At 62.4% G+C, this 4,770-nt stretch carries 3 protein-coding genes; 2 read left to right on the top strand and 1 reads right to left on the bottom strand.

The window, feature by feature from the left end:
* Nucleotides 1-101: 101 nt before the first annotated feature.
* Nucleotides 102-1,562, bottom strand: a complete 1,461-nt coding sequence (locus ACNPN0_RS00455; RefSeq protein ID WP_448937345.1) for an MDR family MFS transporter — start codon at nt 1,560-1,562, stop codon at nt 102-104.
* 147 nt (nt 1,563-1,709) lie between these two features.
* On the opposite strand from ACNPN0_RS00455, the gene ACNPN0_RS00450 reads away from it, so the two are divergent.
* Nucleotides 1,710-2,303 (top strand): TetR/AcrR family transcriptional regulator, encoded by a 594-nt coding sequence (locus ACNPN0_RS00450; protein ID WP_448937346.1) that lies wholly within the window; start codon nt 1,710-1,712, stop codon nt 2,301-2,303.
* A 212-nt stretch (nt 2,304-2,515) separates the two neighbouring features.
* Nucleotides 2,516-4,738 (top strand): NADP-dependent isocitrate dehydrogenase, encoded by a 2,223-nt coding sequence (locus tag ACNPN0_RS00445; protein WP_388025041.1) that lies wholly within the window; start codon nt 2,516-2,518, stop codon nt 4,736-4,738.
* Nucleotides 4,739-4,770: the final 32 nt, after the last annotated feature.

The raw sequence follows: 4,770 nt of genomic DNA, 5'->3' as shown, positions 1-4,770 counted from the left end.
GGGGCTGATCGCAGTCTTATCCGTGCTGCCTGCCGCTCTTCTGGATACCAGCGCCCGCGCGATTTCAGACCTTCCTGGCGTGCTGCGCCGGGGGTAGTGCGTTAGTGATTGGCGTTAGGCTTTTCGCCCTTGATCATGAAGGCGAAGACGATCCCGATCGTGGCCAGCACGGCGCCGACGATGAACGAGATATGCGCGCCAGAGAACAAGGCCTCGGCCAGCTCGGACCCGGCGTCCAGCTGGACCTTTGACAGCAGCGACATCACGGTCACGAAGACCGTGGTGCCGATGGCGCCGCCCAGCTGCTGCGCGGTATTGAAGATTGCCGAACCGTGGCCGAACAGGCGCGGATCCACCGAAGCCATCGCGGAGGACATCAGACCGGTCATCAGCAGGGCCAGTCCGATGGAGAAGATGATGTGGCAGAGCATGAACATCCACAATTCGGTCTGCGCGGTCACGGTCGTGTACATCCACTGACCGGCGGCCAGGAACACGGCGCCGGGGATCAGGACCGGGCGCGGGCCGCGCTTGTCGTAGATCCGCCCGAAAATCGGCGAGGCGATGGCCTGTGCCAGTCCGCCGGGAAGCAGCATGATGCCGATCTGCAGCGAGTCGACGCCCTGCCCGGATTCCAGCAGGATCGGCACGATCATCAGCGAACCGAGCAGGGTGCCGAAGGCAATCATGATCATCGCGATCGCGAAGCTGAAGCTGCGCGAGGCAAACGGGGTCAGGTTCAGCAGTTCGCGGCCGCTGGCGGCCAGCTTGACCTGGCGGATGATGAACAGTGCCAGGGCCACCAAGCCGATGGCGAAGCTTGCGATCATCATCGTGGCGTTATCCGCGGCATGCTCGATGCTGGAAATGCCGTACACCAGGAACCCGAAGGCCAAGGCGGAAAGTAGCACCGAAGCGGAATCCACCTTGATCTTGCGTGCACTGGAAGGGATCTTGAAGAAGATGGCGCCCAGTACCAGGACCGCCACGGCGATCGGCAGCATCAGGATGAAGATGTAGTGCCAGCCCAATGCGTGCACGATGGCTCCCGAGGTGGTAGGCCCGATAGCCGGGCCGACGCCGATGACGATCGAGTTCAGGCCCATGATGGTGCCGCGCTGGTGGACGGGCACCAGCGTCAAGGTGGTGGTCATCAGCAAGGGCAGGACGATGGCCGTGCCGATGGCCTGGATAACGCGTGCCAGCAGCAAGAAGGCGAAGCTCGGCGCCAGCACCGCGATGACGGTGCCGAGGATGAAGCTGATGATGGCGAAGAAGAACAGCGACCGGTGCGCGAAGCGCTGCAGCAGGAAGCCGGTGGTGGGGATGACGACCGACAGGGTCAGCAGGAATCCGGTGGTGAGCCACTGGCCGGTGGACGCCGAAATGCCCATGTCCTGCATGATGCCGGGCAGCGCCACCGTGAGCACGGTTTCGTTCAGGATCATCATGAAAGCGGCCAGAGCCAGTGAGGCGATGATGCCTGTCAGGGTTTTGGCGGAGAGTTGCCCGGCGGGCGCCGCGCCTGGCTTGGCGCTGGTTCTAGGGGGATTTGTAGTCACGAAGTCTTCTTCCTGTGGAGTGTCAACCGCTAAATACTGTCACACTCTGCCACTTTTTCGTAAGCGAATCTGTCAGACTGTGACAGGAAACAATTTTGGTGGACGAGGCCTGCGCAGCACAGGCAGTCCGGAGCATCGGAGAGCGCCATGGGGATTCGCGAGGAACGCAAAGAGGCAACGATCCAGTCCATCCGGGCGGCAACCCTGGACCTGGTGGAACTCCATGGCCTGGAATCGGTGACCGTGGGGCAGATCGCTGCCCGGGCCGGCATTTCTGAGCGGACCTTCTTCCGCTACTGCGAATCCAGGGAAGCGGCCGTGGTGCCGGCGCAGCATGAATTGATCCAGGCCGTAACAGAATGCCCCATCGCAGACGGATCCACGAGCGCGCAGATTTTCCGGCTGCTGGCCAACAAATGCCGTCGGATCCTTGTTGCCGAGATCCGCGGCAATGAATACCGCCGCATTTCCCGGTTGATAGCCACGGAGCCGAAGCTGCTATTGGCCATCACCCGGCAAGATCAAGCCTTCTGCGCTGCCACGGCGCAGGAGCTGCTCGGCCGCGGGCTGGTGCCGGCCATGCCCGCCTTGATGATTGGCGAAGCCTTGGCCGCCCTCTGGCGCGTGGCCTGGCAGAGCTTCGGCCAGGCGGAACGCGCCGGGGAGCCTGCAGATCCAGTTGAGCTCTTCGATGAGGCCATGGCGAATCTCGAAGCGCTGGCCGGCGGAAGAGCCGAATAGCGAATAACTCTGTTGAGTTATCGCTGATTAACTTAAATGTGACGAACTGCTTGCAGGCTGTCCAGCCCGGCATTTCGGTGAATAAACGGCGTTGCCGCGCGTATTTCCCGCTGCCGCAAAGTGTGGTGCAGAGCAAAATCAGGTAGATTTGGAACGTTGAGTTCAGGGCGGTAACACCGCTTCCGCACGACGTTCAGGGAGACGCCACACCTATGGCAAAGATTATTTACACCCACACCGACGAAGCGCCTATGCTGGCGACCCACTCGTTCCTGCCAATCGTGGAGGCCTTCGCCTCGACCGCCGGTGTGGAACTTGAGACCCGCGACATCTCGCTGGCTGGTCGCATCATCGCTACCTTCCCGGATTATGTCACCGAAGAGCAGCGCATCGGTGATGCTCTGGCAGAACTTGGCGACCTGGCCAAGACCCCGGATGCAAACATCATCAAGCTGCCGAACATCTCGGCTTCGATCCCGCAGCTGAAGGCTGCCATCGCCGAGCTGCAGGCTGCCGGCTACGCACTGCCTGACTACCCGGATAACCCGACCTCGGATGAAGAGACCGACGTCCGCGCACGCTACGACAAGATCAAGGGTTCGGCTGTGAACCCGGTCCTGCGCGAGGGCAACTCGGACCGCCGTGCACCGCTGAGCGTGAAGAACTACGCTCGCAAGTACCCGCACTCCATGGGCGAGTGGGCCGCTGATTCGAAGACCAACGTGGCCACCATGGGCGTTGACGACTTTGCTGCCAACGAGAAGTCCGTAGTCATCGACGCGGACAAGAAGATCTCGATCCGCTTCGTCGGCGAAGACGGCGAAGTCAAGGTCCTGAAGAAGCCTTTCGACGTGCTGGCCGGCGAAGTCATCGACGGCACCGTCATGCACGCCGCGGCCCTGTCCGAGTTCCTGAAGAACTCCGTGGCCCGCGCCAAGGAAGAGGGCGTGCTGTTCTCGGCGCACCTGAAGGCCACCATGATGAAGGTCTCCGACCCGATCATCTTCGGCCACGTGGTGAAGGCCTACTTCTCCGAGCTGTTCGAAACCTACGGCGACGAGCTGGCAGCAGCCGGCCTGAACCCGAACAACGGCCTGGCAGCCATCCTCGGCGGCCTGGACGAACTGTCCGACGAGGTGCGCGCCGGCGTCGAGAAGCTGATCGCCAAGGGCCTGGAAGAGGGCCCGGCAGTTGCCATGGTCGATTCCGACAAGGGCATCACCAACCTGCACGTTCCATCGGACGTGATCGTTGACGCTTCGATGCCGGCAATGATCCGCCTGGGCGGCAAGATGTGGGATGCCAAGGGCAACACCGCAGACACCCTGGCAGTACTGCCGGATTCCTCCTACGCAGGCATCTACCAGGTCGCCATCGACGACTGCCGTGCCAACGGCGCGTTCGACCCGACCACCATGGGCACCGTGCCGAACGTCGGCCTGATGGCGCAGAAGGCCGAGGAATACGGCTCGCACGACAAGACCTTCGAAATCGCTGGCAACGGCCACGTGCAGATCGTCGACGAGAACGATGCAGTGCTCATCGAGCACCAGGTCTTCGCTGGCGACATCTGGCGCGCCTGCCAGACCAAGGATGTAGCCATCCGCGACTGGGTGAAGCTGGCAGTGAACCGCGCCCGCGCCTCCCAGACCCCGGCTGTCTTCTGGCTCGATGAGAACCGCGCCCATGACGCAGTGCTGATCGCCAAGGTCAACGAGTACCTCAAGGAGCACGACACCGAGGGCCTGACCATCGAGATCCTCTCCCCGGTCGAAGCGACCCAGTACTCGATCGACCGCATCCGCAAGGGCGAGGACACCATCTCGGTGACCGGCAACGTGCTGCGCGACTACCTGACCGACCTGTTCCCGATCCTGGAACTGGGCACTTCGGCCAAGATGCTCTCGATCGTTCCGCTGCTGGCTGGCGGCGGCCTGTTCGAGACTGGTGCCGGCGGCTCGGCTCCGAAGCACGTGCAGCAGCTGGTGAACGAGAACCACCTGCGCTGGGATTCGCTGGGCGAGTTCATGGCACTGGGTGCTTCCTTCGAGCACCTGGCAGTGACCACCGGCAACGCCCGCGCCCAGGTGCTGGCCGATACCCTCGACGCTGCAACCGGCACCTTCCTGCTGGAAGACAAGTCGCCTAAGCGCAAGGTAGGCGAGCTGGATAACCGCGGCAGCCACTTCTACCTGGCCAAGTTCTGGGCTGAAGAGCTGTCCAAGCAGGACAAGGACGCAGAACTGGCTGAGGCCTTCTCCGCAGTTGCCAAGGCACTGGGCGAGAATGAAGAAGCCATTGTTGCCGAGCTTGCCGAGGTGCAGGGCAAGGCTGTCGAGCTGGGTGGCTACTACCGCCCAGACGAAGCCAAGACCGCAGCGGCCATGCGCCCAAGCGCAACCCTGAACAAGGCTCTTGAACTGCTGACCAAGTAGTCCTTGCAGCCAATCAGCTGGCCCCCAATCCT

It is taken from the genome of Glutamicibacter sp. AGC84 (genome assembly GCF_053543575.1).
The sequence above is the reverse complement of the archived record's forward strand: the minus strand, read 5'-3'. Positions and strand labels throughout refer to the sequence as shown.